Genomic DNA, 25,777 nt, shown 5'->3' on the forward strand with positions numbered 1-25,777 from the left:
GAGCATGTCTGAGCTGCTCGCCCTCGAACTCCTCTTCATCGGTCTGCTCGGTCTTGCGAGCCTCGCGATCGCGTGGATCAGCGGGGTGGTCGTCTACAAGCTCTTCAAGGGTCAGCGCTAGGCGCTGGTGGAGACGTGGCGATGATCGATCTGCCCGTCGGTCTCCCGGCAGAACTCGTGCCGCTCTCCTGGCTCCTCGGCGTCTGGGAGGGGTCGGGCGTCATCGACTACAAGGTGGGCGAGGAGTCGGTCACGCACGAGTTCGGCCAGCGTGTCAGCTTCAGCCACGACGGGCTGCCGCACCTGAACTACACCTCGTACACGTGGCTGTTCCCCGCCGAGGAGGGCGGCGATCCGACGCCGCTCGTCACCGAGACCGGCTATTGGCGACTCGCTCGCGAACTCGGCGACGGCGACCACGGCCCCGGCATGATGCCGCCGGTCGGTGAATCGCGATACGGCGACGCCGAATCGGTCGAGACGCTGCGCAACGCCGAGGGTGGTTTCGACCTCGAGGTCTCGCTCGTGCACCCGGGTGGCGTCAGCGAGCTCTATCTCGGGCAGGTCGCGGGGCCGAGGATCGATCTCGCCACCGATGCCGTCATGCGCGGGAGCGGCGCGAAGGAGTACGCCGCGGCGACCCGGCTCTACGGACTCGTCGACGGACACCTGCTCTGGGCATGGGACATCGCGGCGCTCGGCCAAGACCTGCGCACCCACGCCTCGGCTCGACTGGCGAAGGTCGAGTGATGACCGCGTCGCCGTTCCTCGGGCTTTCCGGCGCGGTCGCGGCCGAAGGGGTCGACACGGGCGTCGCCGGCCACTACGGCAACCCGATCGTCGAACAGCGCCGCCTCGAGCGCGGCGACGCGGTCGTCGATCTCTCCGGCCGCGGGGTCGTGACCGTGACCGGCCCAGACCGATTGACGTGGCTGCACTCCATGGCCAGCCAGTCGCTGGCTCGCCTGCAGCCGGGCGATTGCGTCGAGGCGCTGCTGCTCGACGCCTCGGGCCGGGTCGAGCACGCGGTGCACGTGATCGACGACGGCGAGACGAGCTGGCTCATCGTCGAGGGTGACGAAGCCGGTCCGCTCGCCGCCTTCCTCGACCGTATGCGGTTCATGCTCCGTGTCGAGGTCGCCGACGCGAGCGACGAGGTCGCGGTGCTCGGCGCGATGTCGACGTCGGCACTGGATGCCGCGGCGCCGGCGCTCGCTCCGACGGGGGTGGCCCTCGACTGGGTCGACCCCTGGGCGCAGCCCCGCCCCGGCGGTCACCAGTACGCCCGAGACTCCGGCCACCCGGCATCCGACTGGCACTGGATCGAACGCATCGTGCCGCGCACCGCGCTCGCCGAGGCGGCCGCGGCTGTTCGCGCGGGCACGGTCGAGGCGGCGGGATCGATGGCCGCCGAGGCGCTGCGGGTCGCCGCCTGGCGCCCGCGGTTCGCGACCGAGGTCGACGAGCGCACCATCCCGCACGAGGTCGACTGGCTGCGCAGCGCCGTCGACCTCGGCAAGGGGTGCTACAAGGGCCAGGAGACGGTCGCGAAGGTGCTGAACCTCGGCCGCCCGCCGCGCCGGCTCGTGCTCCTCCACCTCGACGGCAGTGACACCGTGCTGCCGGCGCCTGGCGACGAGGTCGTCGGCGAGAAGGTGCGCCCCGAGCCCGCCGATGGCGCCCTGCCCGAGCGCAAGGTCGTGGGCCGCGTCACGACGGCGGCCATGCACCACGAACTCGGACCGGTCGCGCTTGCGGTCGTGAAACGCGCCGTGCCCGCCGACCTTCCGCTCATCGTGCTGAGCCACGGTATCGAGGTCGCAGCCGCGCAGGTCGAGATCGTGCCCGCTGATGCCGGGGCCGCCGTCGAGGTGCCGCGGCTGCCGCGTCTCGGCGTGCACAAGGGCTGACCGGCCGAGCTGACAGAACGGGCGAGCACGGCTGGATTCGCCGTGCTCGCCCGTTCGGTCGTTTCGGGTCGGTGCTTCCTATTCGAAGAGGGAGAGGGTGAGGCGGGCGGTGTAGTCGCCGGCGGCGACGGTTGCGGGGGTGCGGAGGAAGAGGCTCGCGTTCGCGGTCCACTGTCCTTCGGCGGCGATGTCGCCGGAGTCGAAGGCCATGGCCAGCAGCTCCTGGTCGACGAGGCCGACGTTGTTGCCGGGGAGGGTCTCGTCGTCGAGGACGGTGACGACTTCGCCGCCTTCGGCGACCTGGCCGGATTCGCCGCCGTCGATGAGGTTCGGGGCCCAGCCGAGGTGCCCGGCGCCGATGGTGGGTTGTCCGGCGTCGCCGGTGAAGTCGGTCGAGGAGCCCACGACCGACCAGAAGGCGTCGTCGGGGATCTCGTCGGCGGTGCGGGTGTCGGTGACGGTGACGGTGGGCAGTGTGCCGGTGAACTGGCGCACGGTCGCCGTCGAGCCCTCTTCGGTGAGGGTGGTGGTGGTGGCGGCGACGCTCAATGCGAGGACGCCGGGTTCGTTGATCTCGGCGATCGAGACGTTGACGTCGACGCCGGCATCGTCGGGCTCGGCTGCCATCGCGATGCCGGCGACGCCGGCCAGCAGCATCGATCCGACCGTGACCGCGGCGCACCGGGCGACGAATCCAGACTTGCTCATTTCAGTTCTCCTTGCATGCTCCGGCCGTGTCGGGCCGGAATCGGGTGTGAAACTTCGGGGGAGAGGAGGCCGGTGGCCCGTCGAGACGACGGGCCACCGGCCCGACCTCACTCGCAGCTCGCTGCGTCGTATCCGGCGTCGACCGTCACCGTCACCGGTGCGCCGTCGATGGTCGCGGTCGCCGTGACGGCGACCGTCCCCTCGGGAACGCCCACCTGACGCGTCGTGAAGGCGTGCACGGCGTTCTTGCCGGGCGCGACCTCCGCGAAGGTCTTCGTGCCGTAGGCCGACTCGAACGACAGTGCCATCGGCACGTCTTCGTTGTTCGTCGCCCGTACCGCCACGAGCACCTTGCCGGCCACGCACCGCGTGTTCACGGTCACCGGCACGTCCAATGTGGGCGCGGGGGCATCCGCCTCGAGGTGGAAGTAGTCGAACTCCACGACGACGGGCTGCTCCTGCTGGGGGCCGATCGCCATCAGGCCGAGGCCGCGCAGCGGCTGGTCGAAGGTGATCGCGGTGTCGCCGATCGGGGTCCAGTTGATCCCGCCGTCGCTCACCTCGGCCGTGTACTCGTCACCGGTCTTCGTGACCCGGATGTACCAGTACCCGCTCTCGGTCGAGTCGGCGATGTTCACGTTGCGGCTGCCGTAGCCCGTGCCATCCGCCTCGGCTGCCAGCTCCGCCCGCAGGTCGAGCGCGCCGCCCGGGGCATTGGTGGCGACCACGTCGGCCTTGACGTAGTTGTCGTCGTCGGCCCACATCATCAGACCGGCCAGCTGGTAGCGGTGCAGCAACGGCGCCTTGAACTTCGTCGTCGCCACCCAGTCGCCCTCGGGCGCCTCGGTGAGGATGAAGTTCCGCGGCGACAACGGGTTGTCGCCGTTGATGTCACCCGGCTGGGTCGTGACCTTCAGATGCCCGTCGGCGACTGCGGCGTGGTTCGAGTCGTACCGCACGCTCTGGCTCCAGCGGCAACCGTCGAGCACGTCGCCGTCGAACTCGTCGCTGGGTGCGACGGCCTCTCCGGGAGCGGGCTCGGGGCTGAAGTGGAACGAGTCCACCTGGGCGGTGACCGGAGTCGTGCCGAGGTCACCCGCTGCCATCACGCCGATCTTGGCGTTCTGCTTGAGCGGCATCTGCCCCGTGAGCGCCGTCCACGACTCGCCGTCAGCGGAGTACGCGCCCGTCAGGGTCGTCCCGTCGCTGGCCAGCTTGAGGTGGATCGTCGACGGGAAGTCGGCCGGCACCTGCGGAGCGGCAGGCGTGGTTCGCGAACCGGCCGTCTCGCTCTGGAACTCCACGATCCGCTGCCCGCCCTGAGTCCGCACGAAGGCGAGCTTGTTGTACTCGTCGTCGCTCTGGTGCACGACGAGTCCGGCCCACTGCCAGTGGGAGGTGTGCTCGAGCGTGATCTTCGTGGTCGCCTCCCATGCGCCGGCGGGCAACGGCTTGCCTGCGAAGCTCACCGGACCCGTGGCGGCCTCGTTGATGTCCCCGGTGGTGACGGGGAGGTTCAGCACCCCGTCGCCCTGGGTGATCGGCGTTGCGCTGTCTTCACGGATCGACCAGAACGGCGAGAGTGCCGGGGCATCGAACTCATCGGAGAGCGGAGCGGCCGTGCACATCAGCGGCTCGAGCGGCTCGGTCGGCTCGGGACCCTGGGGGTCGGTGTCGATCGCGAAGTCCGCGAAGTCGACCGTGCCCGGGCCCGATGCGTGCGAGACGGTGAACATGCCCACATCCTGCGTGGCGGCCGCGCCGGTCAGGTTGACCGTGCCGCCGACCTGCGTCCACGTGGTGCCGTCCTTCGAGAAGTACGCCGTGTAGTCGGCGCCGGCACGCTTCATCTTGACCCAGACCGGATAGCTCGTCGTTCCGGCCTGCACCGAGTTGTTGAGCTGTCCGTTGCCGTCGGGGTCGGAGAGGAACTCCACACCGCCGGCGGGGCGGATGCCGACCATGGCGTAGCCGGGTGAGGTGCCCGGCTGCGTCATGTCGTTGCGCACGATGATGCCGGCCTTGGCGGCGCCGTTGGTGTTCTGCTGCGCATCGACCTTGACCACCGCCTCCCAGTCCTCGTCGCCGCCGGCGGGCGCGTACAGCGTCGAGTACTCGTCGGTACCCTGCCACGTGTCGTCGCCGGCGCCGGTGATGCGGAACTGACCGTCGCCGATCCGCTCGAAGGTGCCCTCGGCGTTCGTGAACGGGATGAGGTCGCCGAAGAGCTCGCCGACCTGTGCCTGCACGATTCGAGACGTCGTGGACTTGCCCGCGGTGTTCGTCGCGACGGCGGTGAGCTGGTAGAGCCCCTCCGCTGGTGCAGCCCAGTTCGCGGCGTACGGAGCGGCGTCGTCGACGCCGATGGAGGCTCCGTCGACGAAGAACTCGACCTGCTCCACATCGCCGGCCGCTTCGGCCTCGACCGCGACATCCTGTCCGGGCTCGAGCTCGACGTCCTGCTCGGGTGCGGTGATCGCAACCGTCGGCGACGCCACCGGGGACGAGCCCTGGCCGATCGCCTCGAGGAAGTTGAGCTTGATCTCTCCGCCGCGGAAGACGACGTAGAGGTCCATCGTCTCTGCGGGGAATGCGCTCACATCGACGAGCACGTCGGTGAACCGCATCGATCCGGTCGCGGGCACTTCGGCGGTCGCCAGGAGTGCACCGTCGACCGCGCCGTTGCGCAGCTCGATGCTCGCTCCCGCCGATACCGCCGAGACGCGGAGGGCGAGATCGTCGATGCGGTGGAAGTTCACCGGATCGAAGTGCGCCCATGCACCGTCGCCGCCGACGATCACGCGATCGCTCTCGACGCCTTCGACGTCGCGGCTCGGAGCCGTCGTCATCTCGCTCGCGCTGTCGAAGAACTCCGCCTGCTTCCGCTTCGGGAAGACGAGCGTCGTCTCCGACCCGGTGAGCGGGTTGGCACCGGCTTCGCCGCCGCCGTCCGTGTACCGGGCGTCGATCGCGAAGAAGATGTCCTCGTCGGGAGCGTGCCCGCCGAGCGACGTCTCGGTGGACCCAGTGAATCCGCTCAGCGGAGTCGTGGGGTGCGCGTGGTCATCGTGGCCGAGGGCCGGCTGGATGATGACGTCGTCACCGTTGACCGTCCCGTCCTCGGGGTCCGTGACCGAGACGTCCCACGAGATCTCGTCACCGAAATCGAAGAACGAGCCGTTCGGCGGCAGGGAGAACGAGACCGACGGGCGGGTGTTGCCCACGGTGATCGGGACGGTCGTCGTCGCGGTCTTTCCGTCGGGATCGGTGACGGTCAGTCGAGCGTCGAACACGCCGTCGGTCTCGTAGGTGTTGGTTGCCGTCGCGGTCGTCGCATCGACGGTTCCGTCGTCTTCGAAGTCCCACGCGAACGTGAGCTCCGCGCCTTCGGGGTCGGAGGACGATGAGCCGTCGAACGCCACGGTGAGCGGCGCGGGGCCGGACTCCTGATCGGTCGTGATCTTGGCGATCGGCGAACGCGAACCCGAGATGTAGTCGATGCGGTGCAGCCCCGAGTTGGGGTTGTCACGGCCGAAGCCGCCGCCCCAGTCGAGCACGTAGAGCGACCCGTCGGGGCCGAACCTGGAGTCGATCGGAGCGAGGAACTGCTCCTGCGGCAGGAAGGCGTTGACCTTCTCGACGGCGTCGCCGCTGACGGTCGTGTCGTCGGCGAGCTGGATCGAGTACATCTTGTTGCGCGCCCACTCGTAGAAGAAGGGCTTGCCGTCGTACGAGGCCGGGAACTTCGTGTCGGACTCGAGCTCGGCGTCGTAGTCGTACACCGGGCCGCCCATGGGCGCGAGACCGCCGCCCTGGGGGATGATCCCGGGAACGGACGAGCGCTGGTAGCCGTACCACATGTCTGCGGCACGAGCCTCGGGCAGCTCGGTGAGCCCGGTGTTCCGGGGCGAGTCGTTGATCGGCGCGCTGCAGTCGAAGAAGTCGCCGACCGTCACCGGGCTCGTCGTGTAGTCGACGTTCCGGAACGGCTCGTTGTCGCCCATGCAGAGAGGCCAGCCGTAGTTGCCGGGGCTGGTGATGTAGTTCCACTCCGCGATGCCCGCCGGGCCGCGTGTCGCGGGTGCGTCATTGCCGTTGTCGGGCGAGTAGTCGGCGAGGCTGATCGCGCCCGTCACCTGGTCGACCGAGAAGCGGAAGGGGTTGCGGAACCCCATGGCGTAGATCTCGGGCAGGGTCTTGTCCGCGGTGTCGTCGGCCTCGGGGAAGAGGTTGCCATCGGGGATGGTGTACCCGGGTCCGTCGGCGTTCGGCGTGATGCGGAGCAGCTTGCCGCGCAGGTCGTTCGTGTTCGCCGAGGTCGCGCGAGCGTCGTGGAAGGTGCCCGGGCGAGCCGAGATCGGCGCGTAACCGCCCGACGGCTCGGAGTGCGGGTTCACGTCGTCGCCGACGCCGAGGTACAGGTTGCCCTGTGCGTCGAAGTCGAGGCCGCCACCGGTGTGACCGGGCTCGTCGGGAAGCCGACGTGCGGGCACTTCGATGATGAGCTCTTCCGAGGCGGGGTCGATCGTGCCGTTCTCCATCGTGAATCGCGAGACGCGGCTCAGGAAGCTCGACGGGTCGGAGTTGTCGGCCGCATTCGGCGAGCGGTAGACGTAGAGTTGCCCGTTCTCGGTGAAGTCGTTGTCGAGGGCGATGCCGAGCAGTCCGTCTTCGCCGCCGGAGTAGACGTCGAGCTGGAGGGCGGTCGTGACCGCGTTCGTCGCGGGGTCCCAGACGCGAACCTCTCCGCGGACGAGCTCGGTGTAGAAGACACGGCCGTCTTCGGCGATGTCCATCGCGAAGGGCGCCGAGGTGTTCTGGTCGAGCGAGACCTTCTCGAAGCTGTCCCAGACGGTACCGCCGCAGTCACCCTCTTCGAGGCCCGCCGCGTACTTCACGCCGCCGACGATGTGCGCCATGAACTCCGGTTCTTCGTAGTGCGAGCCGAAGTGGCCCATGGCCGTGGTCCAGGTGCGACCGCCGTCGTAGGGCTTGCACCAGGAGATGGGGTGGTCGTAGCCCATGGCGTTGCCGCCGGCGTCGTAGGTCGACTCATCCATCGACGCGAGCACGTGTGCCGTGCCGCGGACGTTGTTCGAGAAGTTGTACCACTCGTCTGCGCGGTCCCACCGGCTCGCTTCGAAGTGCTCGGTCGACGGGTGCGTGTGGTCTTCGATCCGCACCGTACCCGGCTGGCCGGGGTCCGATCCCGTTGCGGCGTGCCCGGGCATGAGTGAGCCCACCAGTTCGTCCCACCATGCATAGTTGCCGCGCATGTCGGTGGCGTTGTGGATGGCCACGATGCCGCCGCCGGCCTGCTGGTAGCGCTCGAGGGCCGCCTTCTGCTCGGCGTTCCACGGGTCACCCGACGTCTGGAACATGATGAGCGCGTCGTACCCGGCGAGGTCGGTGTCGTTGAAGACCGTCGAGTCCTCGGTGTGCGTCGCCTCGATGCCCTCGGCCGCGAGCGCGGCGGTGATGAGCGGGGTGCCCTCGTCGATCGCGTCCGTGTGCCGGTACTGCGTCGTCTTCGTGAAGATGAGGACATGGGCGCCGTCGTGCGCCTGAGCCGGGGCGGCGACACCGACCACGACTCCTACGGTGAGCACAGCCGCGAGCATCACGGCGATGAGCCGTTTCGCGGCCGGATGAACATGGGTGAGCATGAAGACCTCCATCGGTTCCGGTATGCCGGACCTGTGCTCGATGGGTCGAGCGACAGTGCACGTCCGGTCAAGAACCTAGAGGGACTTTTGGCGTCCGTCAACCAAAAGTTGTCATTCCCGCACGATGTTTCTGTCTGATCAACATAAGAATCACGCGCGAACCAGTGCAGAATTGCTCCACCATGACGGAACCCGCCGATGCGAGCGACGGATGCCGCGCCGGTAGGCTGTTCGCATGCCTCACACCCTCGTGCTGCTTCGCCACGGCAACAGCGAATGGAATCAGAAGAACCTGTTCACCGGTTGGGTCGACGTGCGGCTCAGCGAACTCGGCACCGCCGAGGCGGTGCGCGCCGGCGAATTGCTCGCCGAGTCGGGCCTGCTGCCGGATGTGCAGCACACCTCGGTGCTCACGCGCGCGATCCAGACGGCGAACATCGCGCTCGACGTCGCCGACCGGGCGTGGATCGACGTACGTCGCTCGTGGCGACTCAACGAGCGTCACTACGGCGCGCTGCAGGGCCTCGACAAGGCGGAGACCCTCGAGAAGTACGGTCCCGAGCAGTTCCAACTCTGGCGCCGTTCATTCGATGTGCCGCCGCCCGTGCTGGCCGACGATGCCGAGTACAGCCAGGTCGGCGACCCGCGTTACGCGAACCTCGACGACTCCGAGCTGCCCCGGACCGAGTGCCTGAAAGACGTCATCGCGCGCATGCTGCCGTACTGGAAGTCCGACATCGTGCCCGACCTCGCAACCGGCAAGACGGTGCTCGTGACCGCCCACGGCAACTCGCTGCGCGCCCTCGTGAAGCACCTCGACGGCATCAGCGACGACGACATCGCCGGGCTCAACATCCCGACCGGCATCCCGCTGGTCTACCGCCTCGGCGACGACTTCATGCCGCTCGGCCCGGGGGAGTACCTCGACCCCGAAGCCGCTGCTGCGGGGGCCGCCGCGGTCGCGGCGCAGGGCAAGAAGTAGTCGGCGGCGATCGACGCCGGGCCTCGCCCGAGCGCCTGAGCGTCAGATCGCCGACTTCTCCGGGTCCCAGTCGCCGGTGGCGAGGTACTGCACCTTCTTCGCGATCGAGACCGCGTGGTCGGCGAAGCGCTCGTGGTACCGGCTCGCAAGCGTCGCATCGACCGTGTCGACGGCCTCGCCCTTCCAGGTCTCACCGAGCACCTTGTCGAAGACCTGCAGGTGCAGCGCATCGATCTTGTCGTCTTCGTTGCGGATCTCCTCCGCGAGCTCCACATCTTCGGAGCGGAGGAGTTCGACGAGCTTGCGGGCGATCTCGACATCGAGCCGACCCATCTCGGCGAACGTCGGACGCAACGACTTCAGGACGACCTTGTCGGGGTAGCGGTATCTCGCGAGCTGCGAGATGTGGGTCGACATGTCGCCCATGCGCTCGAGGGAGGAGCTGATGCGCAGGGCGCTCACGACGATGCGGAGGTCACGCGCGACGGGCTGCTGGCGGGCGAGGATCGTGATCGCGAGCTCGTCGAGGGCGACGGTCTGCTGGTCGATGCGGTCGTCGTCGGCGATCACCTCCTCGGCGAGGCTCACATCGGACTTGTTGAACGCATGCGTCGCCTTCTCGATCGAATCTGCCACGAGTTCGGCGAGCTCGACGAGCCCGTCCTGCACCTCGCGCAGCTCTTGCTGGAACACCTCACGCATGTATTCGGATCCTTGTCTGCTCTGGCCCGTGCCGGGCGCCGGGCGTGCCCGGTACGTATTCGGGCGATTCGACCCTCGGGGCATTCTTCCCGCGCAAGATGAACAACAGGTGCCGGGACGCTGAACACTCACTAACGTACCGTTGTTCAGCGGGACAACGGCGGATCGGGCTTCGAACGGCTGGATAGTCTGGGTGTCATGGACTCCACCTGGTCGGTGCTCACGGCGCTGGCCCTCGGCATATTCCTCGGTGCCGCGTTCTCGGTCATGCTGCACGTTGCCGAGCGCCGCGGATCGAGTGCGGCGAAGGTCGTCGCTCCGACGATTCCCGACGGCGTCGACCAGGTGCTCGAGGTCTTGGATTCCGCCGGCGTCGTGATCGATCCGTCGAACAACGTGTTGCGAGCCTCGCCGGGCGCGCTCTCGATGGGCCTCGTGCGGCAGCAGGCGCTCACGCATCCCGAACTGCTCGAGCTCGTGGCATCCGTTCGTCGCGACGGCGAAGCGCGTGTCGAAGAGGTGACCGTCGCGCGAGGGCCGTTCGGCGACGCGACAATGCGGCTGGAGGTGCGTGTCGCTCGGCTCGGCACCCGCTTCGTGCTGCTCCTCGCGGAGGACCGCACCGAGGCGCACCGGCTCGACGAGGTGCGCCGCGACTTCGTCGCCAATATCAGTCATGAGCTCAAGACGCCGATCGCCTCGGTGAGCCTGCTCGCCGAGGCGCTCGACCAGGCCGCCGACGAGCCCGAGCAGGTGCGTCGCTTCGCCGGGCGCCTCTCGGTCGAGGCCGCGAGGCTCGCGCACATCACGAGCGAGGTCATCGAGCTCTCGCGGCTTCAGGCGCGCGATGCGCTGCGGCCCGACCGGCTCGTTCGCGTCGACAAGGTCATCGCCGCTGCCGTCGACCAGAACCGGGTCGTGGCGGGCGCCAAGCAGATCGAGGTCGCCGTGCGCACCTCGACCAAGGCAGAGGTATACGGCGACCGGGCCCTGCTCGTCGTCGCGGTGCACAATCTCATCGCCAACGCCGTCGCTTCCTCGAACCCCGGCGCCAGGGTCGGCGTCGGTGCCAAGCTCGACGGCGATGTCGTCGAGATCGCGGTCACCGACCAGGGCATCGGCATCGAGGCCGACGACCTCGAGCGCATCTTCGAGCGGTTCTATCGGGTCGACCAGGCGCGATCGCGCAACACCGGAGGAACGGGGCTCGGCCTCAGCATCGTCAAGCACACCGTGCAGAAACACGGTGGCGACGTGCGGGTGTGGTCGCAGCCGGGCCGCGGCTCGACGTTCATGATCCGACTTCCACTCGCCGAAGCGGCCATCGAGCCCGACCCAGAGACGACCCCAGACCCATCGGCTGCGGACTCCGCAGCCACCGACCGAGGAGTCCGCACGTGACCCGAATCCTGCTCGTCGAAGACGAGATCGCACTGAGCGACCCGCTGAGCTTCCTGCTCGAACGCGAGGGGTACGAGGTGGAGGTCGCCGCAGACGGCCCGTCGGCCGTCGCGGCGTTCGACCGGGCCGGCGCCGACCTGGTGCTCCTCGACCTCATGCTGCCGGGGCTGCCCGGCACCGAGGTGTGCCGCGAGATTCGCGGCCGCTCGACCGTGCCGATCATCATGCTCACGGCGAAGGACTCCGAGATCGACATCGTGGTCGGCCTCGAACTCGGCGCCGACGACTACGTCACGAAGCCCTACTCGACGCGTGAGCTGCTGGCGCGCATCCGCGCGGTACTCCGCCGGCGAATCGAGCTCGAGGACTTCGACGAGGCCGTCATCGAGGGCGGTCGGGTGCGCATGGATGTCGACCGGCACACGGTGGAGATCGAGGGAGAGCCCGTGCCCATGCCGCTGAAGGAATTCGAGTTGCTCGAACTCCTCATGCGCAACCCCGGCCGCGTGCTCACGCGCGGCCAGCTCATCGACCGGGTCTGGGGCTCCGACTACTTCGGCGACACGAAGACCCTCGACGTGCACATCAAGCGCATCCGTTCGAAGATCGAGCAGCGGCCCTCGGATCCGGTGCAGCTCGTCACCGTGCGCGGCCTCGGGTATCGCTTCGAGGCCTGAGCCTGAGCCGAGCCCGAGTGCGGCGCGTCAGGGAACCAGGTTCTCGTACTCGGGCAGGCGCCCGTCGAGCACCGGGATCGCCTTCTCGACGCCTTCGGCACCGGAGTACTCGAAGAACATCGGCAGGAAGGCGCCGGGCAGGGTGTCGATGTCTTCGAGCACCACGGGTTCGACCTCGTCGGTGCCCTCGACTTCGTCGACGCCGAGCACGACTTCGGAGCCGGCCTCGACCTTGATCGACTGCGAGTCGCCGCCGCCGAACTGCACATCGAGCGAGACGTCGTCGGTTCCGTTGTTGACGACCGTCATGACGAGCGTGCCGTCGACACCGTCGTCGGAGACGACGAGGACGTTGCGGATGTCGAGCTCGCCGACATCGACGGAGACCCCGTCGCTGGCGTCGTACTTCTCGGTCGTCGCCTGGTAGGTGAGCATCGAGCAGCCGCTCGCGCCGAGCGCGATGCCGATGGCCAGAGCAGCGGATGCCGCGAGACGCGCCTTCACAGAACCTCCAAGTGCGTGGTGCGCGCGAGCGGAGACCCGGGCGCGAAGGGATCGGAACCGAGCATATCGTACGGGAGGCACCCGGTTCGAGAGGGGGCGGAACCTTAGCACGATCCGGAATGTGATATCCTGATAGTTGCCGAAAGGACATTTATTCATGCTTTTTGAGGTTGGCGAAACCGTCGTTTACCCCCACCACGGTGCAGCAACGATCACCGAGGTCAAGAAACGCATCATCAAAGGTGAAGAGAAGCTCTACCTCAAGCTGAACGTCACGCAGGGCGACCTCGTCATCGAGGTGCCCGCTGAGAACGTCGACCTGGTCGGTGTGCGCGACGTCATCGGCAAAGAGGGCCTCGACAAGGTCTTCGAGGTGCTCCGCGCCCCCTTCACCGAGGAACCGACCAACTGGTCGCGTCGCTACAAGGCGAACCTCGAGAAGCTCGCGTCGGGTGACGTGATCAAGGTCTCCGAGGTCGTTCGCGACCTCTGGCGCCGCGATCAGGACCGCGGGCTCTCCGCCGGCGAGAAGCGCATGCTCGCCAAGGCACGCCAGATTCTCATCTCCGAGCTCGCGCTCGCCGAGAAGACCGACGAAGAGGCGGCCTCGACCGTGCTCGACGAGGTGCTCGCCTCCTAGCGAGAGGGTCTCCACGAACGGCGGGTGCACATGCGCACCCGCCGTTCGTCGTTGTCGCTGCTGCACCGATCCCTGCCCGGCGGTACGCTCGAATCGTGAGTTCCGCGATCGCCGTCATCGTCGTCGCCGCGGGCGGCGGCACCCGTCTCGGTCATGCCGAGCCCAAGGCCTTCGTGCCGCTCGGTTCGGGTACGGTGCTGTCGGCTGCCGTCGATTCCGTGCTCGGCATGCGCGAGACGCCGCACCTCGTGCTCGTGGTGCCAAGCGACCGCGTCGAGTCGACCCGATCGCGATTCGCGCGCGTCGCGACGACCGCCTCGACGGTGATCGACGTCGTCGCCGGCGGGCGGACGCGACAGGAGTCGGTCGCGAACGGACTCGCCCGCCTCCCGGCCTCGGTCGGCACCGTGCTCGTGCACGATGCCGCCCGTGCCCTCGCCCCGGCATTGCTGTTCGACGAGGTTGCCGCGGCCGTGCGCGCTCGGCGACGCGGCATCGTTCCGGCGCTCGATATCGTCGACACGGTCAAGCGGGTCTCGGGCGACGGGCGCGTGCTCGAGACCGTCGACCGGTCGACGCTTCGGGCCGTGCAGACGCCGCAGGGGTTTCCGCGGGCGTCGCTCGATCACGCCTACGCCACGTCGCGCGGCGACTACACCGATGACGCGGCGCTCGTGGCATCCGATGGCCTCGTCGTCGACGTGGTTCCGGGTGATGTCCGTGCGTTCAAGATCACCGTGCCCGCCGACCTGCACCGGGCGGAGCAACTCGTCGCCGAGGGCGCCGAGGCGGCTGCTGCGGCGGTGTCGCCGGCCTCGACGGCGGGAATCGACCCGACGAATCGGTCAGCACCGCGCGCCGGCACCGGCACCGACGTGCACGCCTTCGCCTCCGACGCATCGACGCCGCTCTGGCTCGCCGGCCTCGAATGGCCCGGCGAGCGCGGACTCTCGGGGCACTCCGACGGCGACGCTGCAGCGCATGCCGTCTGCGACGCGTTGCTCGCGGCGGCAGGCCTCGGCGACGTCGGGCAGGTCTTCGGCACCGCCGACCCCCGGTTCGCAGGGGCTCACGGCGAGGTGTTCCTCGCCGAGACCCGGCGTCTCGTGGAAGCCGCCGGCTGGCGGGTCGGCAACGTGACCGTGCAGATCATCGGCAACCGGCCGAAGCTGGCGCCGCGTCGTGCCGAAGCCGAGCGCCTGCTCTCCGGCGTTCTCGGCGCGCCGGTCAGCGTCGCGGCGACCACGAGCGACGGGCTCGGGTTCACCGGTCGTGGCGAGGGCATCGCCGCGGTCGCGACGGCGCTGCTCCTCCCGCTCGATTGAGGCCGCATCCGGGGGCGACGAGCCGCCGGTAGGCTGGGCAGGTGACCGTGCGACTCTACGACTCGAAGGCTGCGGCCCTGCGCGATTTCGCGCCCCTGCACGATGGGCGCGTCGGCATGTACGTGTGCGGTCCGACGGTGCAGTCGAGTCCGCACATCGGGCACCTTCGCAGCGCGCTGGTCTACGACATCATGCGCCGCTGGTTCGCCTATCGCGGCAATGAGGTGACCTTCGTGCGCAATGTCACCGACATCGACGACAAGATCTTGAACGCCGCGAGCGAGCGAGCGGGTGACGATGCGAGCGGTGAGGAATGGTGGGCGCTCGCCTACCGGATCGAACTCGAGTTCACGGCAGCGTATGCCTCGCTCGGCATCCTGGCTCCCACCTACGAGCCGCGTGCCACCGCGAGCGTTTCGCAGATGCTGCACCTGATCGAGCGACTCATCGATCGCGGCCACGCCTATGCGGCTCCGGATGCCTCGGGTGATGTGTACTTCGACACCGCCGGCTGGCCGGCATACGGCGAACTCACGCGCCAGGCCCGCGACAACATGGAGGCCGCGGCCGACGCAGACCCGCGCGGCAAGCGCGACCCGCGCGACTTCGCCCTCTGGAAGGGGCGCAAGTCGTCCGAACCCGAGTCGGCGAGCTGGCCGTCGCCGTGGGGCGACGGCCGGCCGGGCTGGCACATCGAGTGCTCGGCAATGGCGACTCGCTACCTCGGCGCCGAGTTCGACATCCACGGCGGGGGCCTCGACCTGCGTTTCCCGCACCACGAGAACGAACTCGCCCAGTCGACCGCGGCCGGCGACGGATACGCCCGGTACTGGGTGCACAACGGCCTCGTGAACGTCGGCGGGCAGAAGATGTCGAAGTCGCTCGGCAACTCCGTGTACGCCGCGGAGTTGTTCGAGCTCGCTTCGCCCCTCGCGGTGCGCTACCTGCTCGGGGCGGCCCACTATCGCTCGACGCTCGACTACGCGCCGAGCTCGCTCGCCGAGGCCGAGGCGGCAGTCGATCGCATCCGCGGGTTCCTCTCACGTGTCGAGCGTCGTCTCGCCGGCACTCGATACGCCGGCGTCGGTGCTCCGGTGATCCCCGATGCGTTCGCGTCGGCCATGGACGACGACCTGGGCGTCCCGCAGGCACTCGCCGTGCTGCACGACACCGTGCGTGCCGGCAACCAAGCGCTCGATTCCGAAGAACTCCGCGACGCCGCCGCGGCGCACGGCGAGGTCGCCGCGATGGTCCAGGTACTCGGCATCGACCCGCGCGACCCGCGGTGGGCGGCGTCCGACGCCGGCCCGGCGGCATCCGCTCTCGACGCGCTCGTCGCGCGCCTCATCGAAGACCGACAGGCTGCGCGCGAGTCGAAGGACTACGCTGCCGCAGACCGCATCCGCGCCGAACTCTCGGCCGCGGGCATCACCATCGAAGACAGTTCGACCGGAACACATTGGAGCCTGGGACTATGAAGGGCAGCAGCGGCAAGTCGCGCGCGGGAGCCGTGCGGAAGGCGAAGAACAAGCAGGTCGGCTCTGGCGGCCAGGGTCGTCAGGCCCTCGAGGGCAAGGGCCCGACGCCGAAGGCCGAAGACCGCGCCTGGCACCCCGCCGGCAAGCGGAAGGCGGCGCAGGAGCGCTACAGCGCGAGCGGTGGCAAGCGCGTCGCCGGCCAGGGTTCCGGGCAGCGTGCCGGGGCGCCGCGCGGTGCGTCAGGCGCGGCGCGGCGCGCGAAGTCGGGCGACGAGTCCGAGATCGTCACCGGTCGCAACTCGGTCGTCGAGGCGCTGCGCGCCCGGATCCCCGCGACGACGCTCTACGTCGCGGCGCGGGTCGAGATGGACGACCGGGTTCGCGAGGCGATGAAGGTCGCGGCCAACCGAGGCATCCCGATGCTCGAGGTCATGCGGCCCGAGCTCGACCGGCTCGCCGGCGAGGGCGGCGTGCACCAGGGGCTCGCGCTCAAGGTGCCGCCCTACGAGTACTCGCACCCCGTCGAACTGCTCGATGAAGTGCTCGCGCGCGACGAGACCCCGCTCTTCGTGGCGCTCGACGGCATCACCGACCCCCGCAACCTGGGTGCCATCCTGCGCTCGACCGGCGCGTTCGGCGGGCAGGGCGTCATCGTGCCGCAGCGTCGCTCTGTGGGGGTGAACGCGGCCGCGTGGAAGACCTCGGCCGGTGCGGCCGCACGTGTCCCCGTGGCGATGGCCCCGAACCTCACGCAGACCCTCAAGGCATTGAAGGAGCGCGGGGTCTTCGTGCTCGGCCTCGACGGCGGCGGCGACGTCTCACTTCCAGGCCTCAGCTGGGCCGACCGGCCGATCGTGATCGTCGTCGGCAGCGAAGGAAAGGGCCTCTCGCGACTCGTCGCCGAGACGTGCGACGCGATCGTCTCGATCCCGATCTCGGCGTCGACCGAATCGCTGAACGCGGGCATCGCGGCATCCGTCACGCTCTACGAGATCTCGAAGCTCCGCGCCGCCGACTGACAGCCCACACTCTTTTCAGGAACCTGTTCTCGAAAACGTGTCTATTTCAGGAAGAACTGCCCCGAAACGGCCCGACACCCGAGAAACTTCCTGAGAAGAGTGGATGACCGGTCAGACGTTCGCGCGCCAGTCGCCGTCGTCGTCGGGGTCGAGTGCGGCGAACGCCGCGGTGTCGGTCGACGGGATGGTCTCGATCGGCGAGGTGAAGGCGCCGGTCGGCGGGTCGATCACGGTCGCTTCGTCGCGTCGATGCCGCAGCACCGCATTGATGTACGAGCTCACTGCCTCGGCGAGGGGAATGTCGCGTCCGACCTGCTGTGCGAGGTACCAGCGGTGCTCGAGCAATTGGTGGAACACTTCGGCCGGCTCGAGCTTGCCTCGCAGTTCGAGGGGGATCGCCCGAACCACGGGCTCGAACACCCGCATGAGCCACTCGTGCGCGACCATCTCCTCGTCGAGCGCTGACTTGTCGTAGGCGGCACGGTAGGAGTCGAGGTCGTTCAGCAGACGCCGCGCCTGGTTCTCGCCGGCGTCGAGGCCGGTCAGACGCAGCAGGCGTCGCTGGTGATGGCCGGCATCGACGACCTTCGGCTGGATGCGCACCGTCGTTCCCGACTCATCAGTGCGGATCGCGAGCTCTTCGATGTCGAAGCCGAGTTCGTTCAGGCGGTTCACGCGCTCGTTGATGCGCCAGCGCTCGGCGCTCGAGAACGACTCTGAACCCGTGAGTTCGGTCCAGAGGCTGCGATATGCCTCGACGATGCCGTTCGAGATGTTGACGGGGTCGAGCTCGTCGGCGACCCTGCCGCCCGCCTCGAGGTCGAGGAGCTCGCCGGCGATGTTCACGCGGGCGATCTCGAGGTCGTTCTCGCGTTGGCCGTTCGAGAGGCCGCCCTCGTAGAGCTTGCCGGTCTCGGCGTCGACGAGATACGCGGCGAACGCGCCCGCATCGCGCCGGAAGAGCGTGTTCGACAGCGACACGTCGCCCCAGAAGAAGCCCACGATGTGCAGACGCACGAGCAGCACCGCGAGGGCATCGACGAGACGCGTCGCCGTGTCGGGGCGCAGCGTCTGGGAGAACAGCGCCCGGTAGGGGAGCGAGAACCGGAGGTGACGCGTGACGAGCACGGGCTTCAGCGGTTCGGCCTCCGCATCGGTGCGGTTCGTGATGACGGCGACCGGCTCGACGCAGGGGATGTCGAGCCGCTGCAGCGTGCGCAGCATCTCGTACTCGCCCTTGGCCATCTCGGTCGTCGTCTCCTTGATCGCCACGACATGGGTGCCGAGGTGCGCGAACCGCACGAGGTGGCGCGAGATGCCCTTCGGCAGGGCGGCGATCGTGTCGCTCGGCCATGACTCGAGCGGGAGATCCCATGGAAGGTCGAGCAGCGCCGGATCGGCCATAGCCGAAGTGATGGAGAGTGAGCCGCTCATTGGTGCCTCAGCGTGATCGGGTCATCGAACGCGGTCGGATGCCGCGGGAGACGGCGATGCCGGCCGGGCGGCGGCCCGGCCGGCATCGCAGGGTCGTCGAGTGTCAGCTGGCCACGGCCTTGTTACCGAGACGCTCGCCGGACTCGGCATCGAAGACGTGCACGTGGTTGGGCGTGGCCGTGAGGAACACGCGCTCACCGGCGTTCGGGTGCATGCGACCGTCGACACGGGCGACGATGTCGGTGCGCTTGCCCTCGACCGTGGAGTGGCCGTAGAGGTAGCCGTCGGCGCCGAGCTCCTCGACGAGGTCGACCTCGACCGCGAGACCCTCGCCCTCGTGGGGGGACACGACGATGTCTTCGGGGCGAACACCGATCGTGGCGACCTTGCCGCTCGACTCTGCGAGCGTCTCGCGGTCGACCGGAACGGTGGCCGTGCCGAACAGGATGCCGTCGTCGACGAGGTCGGCGTGGAAGAGGTTCATGGCCGGCGAGCCGATGAAGCCGGCGACGAACACGTTGTTCGGCTTCTCGTAGAGGTCGCGCGGGCTGCCGACCTGCTGCAGCAGTCCGTCTTTCAGCACGGCGATGCGGTCGCCCATGGTGAGCGCCTCGGTCTGGTCGTGCGTGACGTACACGGTCGTGACGCCGAGACGGCGCTGCAGCGAAGCGATCTGGGTGCGCGTCTGCACGCGGAGCTTCGCGTCGAGGTTCGACAGCGGCTCGTCCATGAGGAAGACCTGGGGCTGGCGCACGATCGCGCGGCCCATGGCGACGCGCTGACGCTGGCCGCCCGAGAGCGCCTTCGGCTTGCGGGCCAGGTAGGGCTCGAGGTCGAGCAGCTTGGCCGCTTCGAGCACGCGTGCGGCGCGCTCTTCTTTGCCGATGCCGGCGATCTTGAGCGCGAAGCCCATGTTCTCGGCGACGGTCATGTGCGGGTAGAGCGCGTAGTTCTGGAAGACCATTGCGATGTCGCGGTCTTTCGGCGGAACGTCGGTGACATTGCGATCGCCGATGAAGATGTTGCCGTCGTTGACCTCTTCGAGGCCGGCGAGCATGCGGAGCGAGGTGGACTTGCCGCAACCGGAGGGGCCGACGAGCACGAGGAACTCGCCATCGGCGACCTCGAGGTCGAGCTGGTCGACGGCGGGGCGGGTGCCGCCGGGGTAGAGGCGGGTTGCCTTGTCGAACGTGACTGACGCCATGATTCGTTGTTCTCCTTCACCGGCAGGTACGTGCCGGACGATCCGTAGTGATGGACTGCGTCGACGCTGACGCCCACCCAGTATCGCATGCGCGCCCGCGCACGCCGACCACGCCGACCACGGGCGATGGCGGCGCACAGCGCGGATCCGGCCGGTTCGCGGCATCCGTTTGGGTGTTTCACAGCCACTCTCCCTACTATCGTGGGTGCGTCTGCATGCATACATGCGCGCCCACACAGCGACTACGCGCACCCCCACAGCGACCGGAGTGACCATCGATGAGCAATGGCGGATCGAATCAGCCACGCCCCACCCGTAATGAGCAGCGCGAAGCCGCGCGCGAGAAGGCGAGGGTGCTCCGCGAGGGGCAGAAGAAGCGCGAGCGACGCAACAAGGTGCTGCTCCAGGGCGGCGTCATCGTGGCAGTGGTCGCGATCGCAGCACTCATCGGCGGCCTGATCTTCAACAACATCAAGCCCGACGGACCGGGCCCGGCCAACATGGCGAGCGACGGCATCGTGCTCACCGGGGTCGACGGGGTCGTCACCCCGACGGAGACCCCCGCGCTCGCCGCGGGCGCGACGCCCACGCCGACGGTGCCCGACGACAGCGGCACCGTGGCGAACATCGTCACCTACGTCGACTACCTGTGCCCCTATTGCGGCGACTTCGAGACGACGAACGCCGACTCGATCCGCACGATGGTCGAGTCCGGGGCAGCCACGCTCGAGGTGCACCCGATCGCCCTGTTGACCAACAAGTCCGCCGGCACCCAGTACTCGTTGCGCGCCGCCAACGCTGCAGCCTGCGTCGCCGACACCTCTCCCGAGTCGTTCTTCGACTTCAACGCGCTGCTGTTCGAGAACCAGCCCGAAGAGACCTCGGTCGGTCTCAGCAACGGTGAGCTCAAGTCGCTCGCCGAGCAGGCAGGCGTGAGTTCGCTGTCGTCGATAGAGCAGTGCATCGACGACACCCGGTTCAAGGCGTGGGTCGAGGATGCCACGACGCGCGCGCTGACCGAGCCGGTGCCGAACTCCGACCTCGCGTCGATCACCGGCACCCCGACGGTGCTCGTGAACGGCAAGCAGTACGGAGGCTCGCTCACCGACCCGGCCGAGTTCCAGTCGTTCGTGCTGCAGGCCACAGGCGAGACGTTCTCCGAGTCGAACTCGACGCCGTCGCCGTCGCCGTCGCCGTCGCCGGCACCGTAGCCGCGACGACTCCGCGAAGGCCCGGCCGTGTGCCGGGCCTTCGCGCGTCCGACCGTCGACCCGCCGTGCGATGACCTCCGCCCGGCGGTCGGTAGGATGTCTTCGAGGCATCCCCTCGCCGGCTTGGCGCAATTGGTAGCGCACCGCTCTTGTAAAGCGGGGGTTGCAGGTTCGAGTCCTGTAGCCGGCACTTGAACGAGAACACCCAGCAGGGGCACGCCCCGGCGGAGGGCGGCCCCACCGCCATCGAGCATCCGCACCGGCACGCGCACGTCGAGCGATCGGGCATCCCGCTGTGGGTCGCCCTCGCGCTCGCCCTGCTGTTCGGTGCGAGCACGGCACTGCAGTCCCGCATCAACGGGCAACTCTCGGTGGCGCTCGACGACCCGTACACGGCCGCGGCGATCTCCTTCGGCAGCGGGCTCGTGATCCTGCTCATCGTGCTGAGCGTGTGGCGGCCCGGCCGTGCGGGGCTCGTTCGCGTGGCGGGCGCCCTCCGCCGGCGCGAGCTCGCCTGGTGGATGGTGTTCGGCGGACTCGCGGGGGCCTGGTTCGTGACCACGCAGGGGCTCTCGGTGGGAGTCATCGGGGTGGCGTTGTTCACGATCGCGATCGTGGCCGGCCAGACCGTCGGCGGCATCGTGTTCGACCTCGTCGGGCTGGGTCCGGGCGGCCGTCGCCCGCCGAGCCTGACCCGGGTGTTCGGCGCGCTGCTCGCGCTCGCTGCGATCGCATGGGCGGTATCGGCGCAGGTCGCCGGCGATGCGCCGGTGCTGCTCATGGTGCTGCCGTTCATCGCCGGCATCGGCTCGGCGTGGCAGCAGGCGGTGAACGGTCGCGTGAAGGCGGTGGCGGAGAGCGCCCTCACCGCAGCGCTCATCAACTTCGTGGTCGGCACGACGGCGCTCCTGGTCGTGATGCTCGTGCACGCGGCATCCGCCGGCTGGCCCGCGGCGATGCCCACCGAGCCGTGGCTCTACCTCGGCGGGGCGCTCGGCTGCATCTTCATCGCCGGGCAGGCGATGATCGTGCGCCGGCTCGGCGTGCTGATCCTCGCACTGTGCGGTGTCGCCGGCCAACTCGTGGCAGCACTCGCCCTCGACCTGCTCCTGCCGACGGCGGATCGACCCGTCGGGCTCGCGACCGTCGGCGGCACCGCGCTCGCCCTCGTCGCCGTCGGGGTCGCCTCGATCAGGTGGGGGCGTCGCAAGCACGCGGTGACGCCTGCCGGGCAGTTGCCCGCGGACGCCCTGGTGAGCGACCTCGAGACGCCCGGCGTCACTCGAGCGAGCTGAACGCCGACTCGGCGTCGATCTCCGGGCTGCGGCCCGGCCGAATGCCGTCGGGCACGCCGCCGACATACAGCCATCCGAGCAGTCGCTCGCCGTTCGCGAGATGGTGGGCCTCTGCGACCAGCGGATGCCTCGTGTGCGGCCCGGTGCGCCACATGACGCCCCACCCGGCGTCATCGAGGAGCAGGCTCAACTGGTGGGCCACTCCCGCAGCGGCGATCTCCTGCTCCCATGCGGCGACCTTGTGGTGCGGCGCGGTGACCGCGACCATCGCGAGCAGCAGCGGAGCGCGCAACGGTTTGGCCGCGAGCCGGGCGCCGGGCTCGCCGTCGAGACCCGCGGCGGCAGCGAGTGCAGCGCCGACGCGGTCCCGCGCGTCGCCCCGCAGCGCGATGACCCGCCAGGGACGGAGCGCACCGTGGTCGGCGACCCTTCCGGCGGCCTCGAGCAACGCGCGGATCTCATCGTCGTCGGGCGCAGCGTCGGTGACCTTCGGTGCCGAGCGCCTCGTCAGCATCGCCTCGCGAACCGGCGAGCCCACTCAGGACTCGGCGGTGAAGTCGAGGGCGAGGGAGTTCATGCAGTAGCGGTCGCCCGTCGGGGTGCCGAAGCCGTCGGGGAAGACGTGGCCGAGGTGCGAACCGCAATTGGCGCAGCGCACCTCGATGCGCACCATGCCGAGCGAGGAGTCCTCGATGAGCGTGACCGCCTCGGGCCGCACGGACTCGTAGAAACTCGGCCAGCCGCAACCCGAGTCGAACTTCGTGCCGCTCTTGAACAACTCGGCGTCGCAGGCGGCGCACGAGTAGACCCCGGCGCGCTCCTCATCGAGGAGTTCGCCCGTCCACGGGCGTTCGGTCGCGGCCTCGCGCAGCACGGCGAACTGCTCGGCGCCGAGTTCGGCGCGCCACTCGTCGTCGGTCTTCTGAACGTTGTACGCCATGATGGTCCTTCCGGTGCTCGCGTGGATGCCTCTCCATGCTTGCAGGTCTGCCTGTGGATACCGACATCGGTTGCAACGCGGCGTCGCACCGATGTGTTCCGCCGAGACCTGCGAAGGGTGCCGTCGCCTCGCCTGATCCTGCGCGCGGCCTGCGCGCGGTCTGCGGGCGGAGGGCACACGCCGTCGCCGCTCGGCTCGTGCACGGCTCGCGGTGTCTAGGATGACGAGCAGGCGGTGCACCGTGCTCGCCGCGACGGGAGGTCGGATGAGCGCCGAGCGCCTGCCGAACCGTCCCGCCGATCCGGCGCTCGACGAGCGTGCCGTCGAGGTGCTCGCGTTCGAGGCCCGTGCCTGGCAGCACCCCGGCGCGAAGGCCGAGGCGATCCTCGACGAGTTCGGCATCTCGGCCGCCCGGTACTATCGGATTCTCGGCGAGCTCATCGACACGCCCGCCGCTCTCCGGCACGACCCGATGCTGATCAAGCGACTGCAGCGGATGCGTGCAGCCCGAGCGGCGGCGCGAACGCGGCGTTCGCTCTCGACCGGCCGACCGCTCGACTGAGCACGGCCCCGACACCTGACTGGACCCATGGCGCAGAAGTTCCCCCGCGATCGTTTCGACTCGATCCCGCACGGCATCGACCGTGTCGGTGCGCATCGAGCGCCGGCGCGTCGAGGTGCAGGCTGGATCGCGTTCGGCTGGGCGACGCTCGCGACGGTCGTGCTCGTCGCCGTCGGCATCGGCGGCGTCATGCTCTTCAACGATCGCCTGAGCTTCGGCGACCCGCCCGTCGCGACGCCGAGCGCAGCACCGGTCGAGACCGCCGAGCCCGTGGTCGCCCCCGACATCCCCGTGCTCGTGCTGAACGGCACCGCGACGTCGGGGCTCGCGGCGCAGGCCGCAGAGACGCTCACGGCCAACGGGGTGCCCGTCGGATCGACGGCGAACGCCAGCGAAGAAACGCTCACCGAGACGGTCGTGTACTACGCGACCCCCGAGCTCGAGGGCGCAGCTCGCGGCGTCGCGCAGTTCCTTCCCGAGGCCGATGTGCGCGTGTCCGACCAGTTCCTCGCCACCGGCAATCAGCTCGTCGTCGTGCTCGGTTCCGACTACGCGACGGCAGTGGCGGCCCCGCCGGCGGGCTGATCCCGCGAATCGTTGCCATTCCGATATCCGCACAGCTTCGCAGCCCCTTGTGCAGGAGCGCCCGGTCGTGAGTATCTGGATGCGGCCGCTCTCCGGCGCGGCGGGGTTCCGTACCGGCGCCCTGCACGCGACTGAGCGGCCCGGCACAGGCCACGGGCGCGTGCTTGATCGGACACGGCAACATGGGAGCAACGCATGGCGAACGGAACCGTCAAGTGGTTCAACGCTGAAAAGGGCTACGGATTCATCACCGTCGATGATGGAGGGCAAGACGTCTTCGTTCACTTCTCGGCGATCGACATGGCCGGGTACAAAGTGCTCGAAGAGGGCCAGCAGGTCGTCTTCGAGGTCGGCACGGGCTCGAAGGGCCCGCAGGCCGAAGCGGTCCGCCCGGCCTGACGAGGCTTCGGGAACGCGCCGCCGCCCCGGCGGCGCGTTCCCGCCTGCCCCGCGGTGCTCGCGGCTACGCTGACGGCATGGCAACGCAGTCTGCGCCGGTCGGGCGTCGGGGGGCGCGCCCCGCGCTGCTCGTCGCGGCCGCCCTGCTTCTGGCGGGATGCCAGTCGGTTCCCGGTGAACAGCGCCCCGATCAGGGCGAGCCGGCCAGGCCGACGGCCGATGCCGCGGCATCGGCCGTCTCGTTCGCACCCCTTCGCGGTACGCCCGCAGACGCCGCGGCGATGGCCCACCCCTCGCTCGCCGCGAAGATCGACAACCACGAGGCTGCGCGTCCGCAGATCGCGTTGAACCGCACCGACCTCGTCTTCGAGGAACTCGTCGAGGGCGGCATCACCCGCTACGTCGCGATCTGGCACTCCGACATCCCCGACGAGATCGGTCCCGTGCGATCGATCCGGCCGATGGATCCCGACATCGCCTCGCCGTTCGGCGGCATCATCGCCTACTCGGGTGGCCAGGAGCAGTTCGTCGAGATGATGATGGCGACGCCGCTCGTCAACGTCGTCTTCGACTACGACGACACGGGACTCTTCTTCCGGGGCGATGAACGGCCGGGTCCGCACGACGTGATCCTCCGTTCTGCGGAGGCCGTCTCGCGCAATTCCTCGCTCGCGCCGCCGCCGCCGCAGTTCGCGTACGGCTCCGCCGACCCGCTCGCCGAGCCGGCGCTCGTTGCGACACCGACATCGCGCATCGACCTCGTCTTCTCGGATGCACGGTTCCCCGCATGGGAATGGGATGCCGCGGCATCCGTCTGGCTGCGCTCGCAGGAGGGCGCACCCGACCTGGAGTCCTCGGCCGAGCGGGTGCGCGCGACGAACGTCGTGACGCTGCGGGTCGGCATCGATTGGAGCTACGGCGAGGTGCCGAAGACCGTCATGATCGGCTCGGGCGAGGCGTGGGTGTCGGTCGCGGGCCGCACGGCGCACGGCACCTGGGCGAAGGATGCCGCGGACACGCCGATCACCCTCACCGCAGACGACGGCTCGCCGCTGCGTCTTGCGCCGGGCAACACCTGGGTCGAACTCGTGCCAGGCGAGGGTTCGGCGACCTTCACGCCCTGAGCGGACAGGCT

General features: G+C 69.1%; 23 protein-coding genes and 1 tRNA gene. 16 read left to right on the forward strand and 8 right to left on the reverse strand.

Annotation, left to right across the window (positions count from 1 at the left end; all coding sequences use genetic code 11):
• Positions 1-141: 141 nt before the first annotated feature.
• Positions 142-750, forward strand: coding sequence for a nitrobindin family protein (locus FHG54_RS06330; protein WP_139416521.1), 609 nt, complete (start codon positions 142-144; stop codon positions 748-750).
• Complete coding sequence (gene ygfZ, locus FHG54_RS06335) at positions 750-1,910, forward strand: CAF17-like 4Fe-4S cluster assembly/insertion protein YgfZ (protein WP_139416522.1); 1,161 nt, start codon at positions 750-752, stop codon at positions 1,908-1,910. Before FHG54_RS06330 ends, ygfZ begins: the two co-directional genes overlap by 1 nt.
• Positions 1,911-1,988: 78 nt before the next feature.
• On the opposite strand, the gene FHG54_RS06340 is transcribed toward ygfZ, so the two are convergent.
• Together FHG54_RS06340 and FHG54_RS06345 are read right to left on the reverse strand one after the other, a co-directional pair.
• The gene (locus tag FHG54_RS06340; RefSeq protein WP_139416523.1) at positions 1,989-2,618 is read right to left on the reverse strand and encodes a hypothetical protein; all 630 of its coding nucleotides are present in this window, start codon (positions 2,616-2,618) and stop codon (positions 1,989-1,991) included.
• A 107-nt stretch (positions 2,619-2,725) separates the two neighbouring features.
• Positions 2,726-8,284 carry a ThuA domain-containing protein gene (locus FHG54_RS06345; RefSeq protein WP_168197131.1) on the reverse strand — a complete coding sequence of 1,853 codons (5,559 nt, stop codon included), beginning with the start codon at positions 8,282-8,284 and terminating at the stop codon, positions 2,726-2,728.
• Positions 8,285-8,519: 235 nt separating this feature from the next.
• On the opposite strand from FHG54_RS06345, the gene FHG54_RS06350 reads away from it, so the two are divergent.
• On the forward strand, positions 8,520-9,266 hold the full coding sequence (locus FHG54_RS06350) for a phosphoglyceromutase (protein ID WP_139416525.1): 747 nt from the start codon (positions 8,520-8,522) through the stop codon (positions 9,264-9,266).
• Positions 9,267-9,308: 42 nt separating this feature from the next.
• On the opposite strand, the gene phoU is transcribed toward FHG54_RS06350, so the two are convergent.
• Positions 9,309-9,968, reverse strand: coding sequence for a phosphate signaling complex protein PhoU (gene phoU / locus FHG54_RS06355; protein WP_139416526.1), 660 nt, complete (start codon positions 9,966-9,968; stop codon positions 9,309-9,311).
• Positions 9,969-10,166: 198 nt separating this feature from the next.
• On the opposite strand from phoU, the gene FHG54_RS06360 reads away from it, so the two are divergent.
• Positions 10,167-11,369, forward strand: coding sequence for a sensor histidine kinase (locus FHG54_RS06360; RefSeq protein WP_139416527.1), 1,203 nt, complete (start codon positions 10,167-10,169; stop codon positions 11,367-11,369).
• Positions 11,366-12,046 (forward strand): response regulator transcription factor, encoded by a 681-nt coding sequence (locus FHG54_RS06365; RefSeq protein WP_139416528.1) that lies wholly within the window; start codon positions 11,366-11,368, stop codon positions 12,044-12,046. The genes FHG54_RS06360 and FHG54_RS06365 overlap by 4 nt, the downstream gene beginning before the upstream one ends.
• Positions 12,047-12,073: 27 nt before the next feature.
• Here FHG54_RS06365 and FHG54_RS06370 read toward each other — a convergent pair whose 3' ends face one another.
• A complete protein-coding gene (locus tag FHG54_RS06370; protein ID WP_139416529.1) occupies positions 12,074-12,550 on the reverse strand; it encodes a hypothetical protein in 477 nt (158 codons plus the stop codon).
• A gap of 157 nt (positions 12,551-12,707) precedes the next feature.
• Between FHG54_RS06370 and FHG54_RS06375 the strand changes: the two genes are divergently transcribed.
• From FHG54_RS06375 to rlmB, 4 genes are all read left to right on the forward strand, one after another.
• Positions 12,708-13,190, forward strand: coding sequence for a CarD family transcriptional regulator (locus FHG54_RS06375; RefSeq protein ID WP_022889889.1), 483 nt, complete (start codon positions 12,708-12,710; stop codon positions 13,188-13,190).
• A 92-nt stretch (positions 13,191-13,282) separates the two neighbouring features.
• Positions 13,283-14,515 (forward strand): 2-C-methyl-D-erythritol 4-phosphate cytidylyltransferase, encoded by a 1,233-nt coding sequence (ispD, locus tag FHG54_RS06380; RefSeq protein WP_139416530.1) that lies wholly within the window; start codon positions 13,283-13,285, stop codon positions 14,513-14,515.
• A 41-nt stretch (positions 14,516-14,556) separates the two neighbouring features.
• Entirely contained in the window at positions 14,557-15,993 is a 1,437-nt protein-coding gene (gene cysS / locus FHG54_RS06385; RefSeq protein WP_139416531.1) for a cysteine--tRNA ligase, read from the forward strand.
• On the forward strand, positions 15,990-17,012 hold the full coding sequence (gene rlmB / locus FHG54_RS06390; protein WP_139416532.1) for a 23S rRNA (guanosine(2251)-2'-O)-methyltransferase RlmB: 1,023 nt from the start codon (positions 15,990-15,992) through the stop codon (positions 17,010-17,012). Before cysS ends, rlmB begins: the two co-directional genes overlap by 4 nt.
• A 111-nt stretch (positions 17,013-17,123) precedes the next feature.
• Here rlmB and FHG54_RS06395 read toward each other — a convergent pair whose 3' ends face one another.
• Positions 17,124-18,446 (reverse strand): DUF4032 domain-containing protein, encoded by a 1,323-nt coding sequence (locus FHG54_RS06395; RefSeq protein WP_139416533.1) that lies wholly within the window; start codon positions 18,444-18,446, stop codon positions 17,124-17,126.
• A 103-nt stretch (positions 18,447-18,549) separates the two neighbouring features.
• Complete coding sequence (locus FHG54_RS06400; protein ID WP_139416534.1) at positions 18,550-19,650, reverse strand: ABC transporter ATP-binding protein; 1,101 nt, start codon at positions 19,648-19,650, stop codon at positions 18,550-18,552.
• 278 nt (positions 19,651-19,928) lie between these two features.
• On the opposite strand from FHG54_RS06400, the gene FHG54_RS06405 reads away from it, so the two are divergent.
• From FHG54_RS06405 to FHG54_RS06415, 3 genes are all read left to right on the forward strand, one after another.
• Positions 19,929-20,861, forward strand: coding sequence for a DsbA family protein (locus tag FHG54_RS06405; RefSeq protein ID WP_139416535.1), 933 nt, complete (start codon positions 19,929-19,931; stop codon positions 20,859-20,861).
• Between the two features lie 117 nt (positions 20,862-20,978).
• Positions 20,979-21,051: transfer RNA gene (locus tag FHG54_RS06410), tRNA-Thr, on the forward strand.
• A 1-nt stretch (position 21,052) separates the two neighbouring features.
• Complete coding sequence (locus tag FHG54_RS06415; RefSeq protein WP_232333714.1) at positions 21,053-22,156, forward strand: DMT family transporter; 1,104 nt, start codon at positions 21,053-21,055, stop codon at positions 22,154-22,156.
• Here the strand turns inward: FHG54_RS06415 and FHG54_RS06420 are convergent.
• Positions 22,140-22,670: a nitroreductase family protein gene (locus FHG54_RS06420; RefSeq protein ID WP_139416536.1), complete on the reverse strand. Its 531-nt coding sequence runs from the start codon at positions 22,668-22,670 to the stop codon at positions 22,140-22,142. The two genes, FHG54_RS06415 and FHG54_RS06420, sit on opposite strands and share 17 nt — an antisense overlap.
• Positions 22,671-22,694: 24 nt before the next feature.
• The gene (gene msrB / locus FHG54_RS06425) at positions 22,695-23,096 is read right to left on the reverse strand and encodes a peptide-methionine (R)-S-oxide reductase MsrB (protein WP_139416537.1); all 402 of its coding nucleotides are present in this window, start codon (positions 23,094-23,096) and stop codon (positions 22,695-22,697) included.
• A gap of 265 nt (positions 23,097-23,361) precedes the next feature.
• On the opposite strand from msrB, the gene FHG54_RS06430 reads away from it, so the two are divergent.
• The 4 genes from FHG54_RS06430 (at position 23,362) to FHG54_RS06445 (ending at position 25,766) form a co-directional block, all read left to right on the forward strand.
• Positions 23,362-23,658, forward strand: a complete 297-nt coding sequence (locus tag FHG54_RS06430) for a DUF3263 domain-containing protein (RefSeq protein ID WP_139416538.1) — start codon at positions 23,362-23,364, stop codon at positions 23,656-23,658.
• Between the two features lie 27 nt (positions 23,659-23,685).
• Positions 23,686-24,243, forward strand: coding sequence for a LytR C-terminal domain-containing protein (locus tag FHG54_RS06435; protein ID WP_139416539.1), 558 nt, complete (start codon positions 23,686-23,688; stop codon positions 24,241-24,243).
• Positions 24,244-24,438: 195 nt separating this feature from the next.
• Positions 24,439-24,642, forward strand: a complete 204-nt coding sequence (locus FHG54_RS06440; protein WP_139416540.1) for a cold-shock protein — start codon at positions 24,439-24,441, stop codon at positions 24,640-24,642.
• 77 nt (positions 24,643-24,719) lie between these two features.
• Positions 24,720-25,766, forward strand: coding sequence for a DUF3048 domain-containing protein (locus FHG54_RS06445; RefSeq protein WP_139416541.1), 1,047 nt, complete (start codon positions 24,720-24,722; stop codon positions 25,764-25,766).
• Positions 25,767-25,777 lie beyond the last annotated feature (11 nt).

Source organism: Agromyces laixinhei, assembly GCF_006337065.1.
GTDB classification, from domain to species: Bacteria; Actinomycetota; Actinomycetes; order Actinomycetales; family Microbacteriaceae; genus Agromyces; species Agromyces laixinhei.